This is a genomic window from Candidatus Cloacimonadota bacterium, assembly GCA_034661015.1.
Taxonomy (GTDB): Bacteria; Cloacimonadota; Cloacimonadia; order JGIOTU-2; family JGIOTU-2; genus JAYEKN01.
In genome coordinates, this window is the sequence record JAYEKN010000234.1 from 1 (window position 1) to 1,972 (window position 1,972).

The following is a 1,972-nucleotide window of genomic DNA, read 5'->3' on the forward strand; positions in this document are numbered from 1 at the left end:
AATTTGGCAAAATATTTTATAACAAAATCAATTTCGTGTTTTTTCGCGTATTCCGTGGACTATGAATATTTTATTCCCCAAAGGTGATAACAAATCCAGAGCGATAAATAAAAGTAAGAAAAACAGATAACGAAAGGAATTTTAGATGAAACAAAAATCAATAATTATTATTCTAATGCTAGCAATTATCATCACCGGATGTAGTTTGGTCGGAATTTATCCTGCCAAAAGTATCATCGAGAAAACCCCTGTGAAATACCAAAAGGGAATTTCCCAAACTTTAGAGAAAGCCGGAAAAAATAAGAAAGAACTACTGAAGGTTTTATATCATTATCAGAACAATCCTCAAAAATTGGAGGCTGCTGCCTTTCTTATTGCAAATATGCAAGATCATCAATTTGCAGATGTAATCATTGTGGACTCGTTAGATAACGAAATCGTATTCGATGTTCTGGATTTTGAAAATTATCATAAAATTGTTGATTATCTTGATTCTCTAGAAACAACGCAGGGAGAGCTACATTGGAAAGTAAATGAGCGACGAAAAGATGCGGAAACCATCTCTTCGGAATTGCTCATCAAACACATTGATTTGGCAGTAACAGCTTATGAAACTTTGCCGTGGACTCATGAACTCGGCTGGAAAACTTTTATGGAATTTGTACTTCCCTACCGTGGATCTTCCGAACCTCTTTCTGATTGGAGAACGTACTTTTGGAATGAATTTTCCGCTTTTCGTGATTCTACTTCAGATCCTATCACTTTGGCAAATTTGATTAACAACAAATGCCGTGAGATGTTCAAATTCAAAGATGTTTATTATCTTCATCCCACAGATCAAAGTTTGGAAGAAATGTTGGAAACAGGTTATGGGCGTTGCGAAGATATGACAAATTTTACGATTTATGCAACTCGGGCAAACGGATTGGCTGTAACCAGCGATTATACTCCTCACTGGCCAGATGGCTCAAACAATCACGCCTGGAATGCAATTATTCTATCCGAAGACAAAGCAATTCCATTTATGGGAGCAGAAGCAGATCCGGGTGAATATTCTCTCGGTAGAAAAGTAGCAAAAGTTTATCGGAAATTATTTTTTGAAGAAGAAAATTCGCTCGGAAGCAAAATGGGTGAGGGTGAGAAAGCACCTCCTTGGCTAAGTGGGAAAAATTACCGCGATGTTACGGACCAATACACAGAAACAACTGATGTCAATATCGTAAAACTTGAATCAGAAAAAAAATGGGCATATCTCGCAGTTTTTAATTCTAATAAATGGAAAGCAATTCAGTGGGCAGAAATTGATTCTTCCGGTAATGCCGTTTTCACAAGCATGGGCAAAGATATCGCCTACTTGCCGATGTATTATGTGCAAATTGATTCTGCAGATTCCACAAAAGATAAATCGGATGATGACAAACCGAAATATGAATTAAAATCCGCAGGCAATCCTTTCATTCTTACTGAAGCCGGTTCAATCGAAAAATTTGATGATCTGGAATTGGATTTGCGACCAATAATTAAAGATTCGATCATCATTAAAAAAATTGCAAAAAATATAAAAGTAAAACCGGAGATCAATTATGAATTTTTTATCTGGGAAAACGGTAACTGGAATTCATTACAAGATTCTATAAAAGTTGATACAACCGCTGTTGGTGATTCTTTGATTTTCGACCATTATTTTCAAAACTCTTTATACAAACTTCAGGATGATGAGGATAATGAAGAAGTGAGGATTTTTACAATTGAAGAGAGAAAACAGAAAATTTGGTAAAATGAGCGGTAATAAAATCATTCCGGATCAGTAATATTCTATCGAGCGATATTTCATTCCAAATTTTTCCCAATAAAAAAGACGCCAAAATTTTACATGGCGTCTTTTTTGTTTCCAGATTGAAAGTTACAATTTAATTTTTATTTCCTTTCATTTTTCACAAAACAATTCGCAAGTGGATAGATGGAAATCAGC

1 protein-coding gene is annotated in these 1,972 nt (G+C 35.2%); it reads left to right on the forward strand.

All coding sequences use genetic code 11. The annotated features are described in order from the left end of the window. Window positions 1-145: 145 nt before the first annotated feature. Window positions 146-1,777, forward strand: coding sequence for a transglutaminase-like domain-containing protein (locus tag U9P79_08860; protein ID MEA2104730.1), 1,632 nt, complete (start codon window positions 146-148; stop codon window positions 1,775-1,777). Window positions 1,778-1,972: the final 195 nt, after the last annotated feature.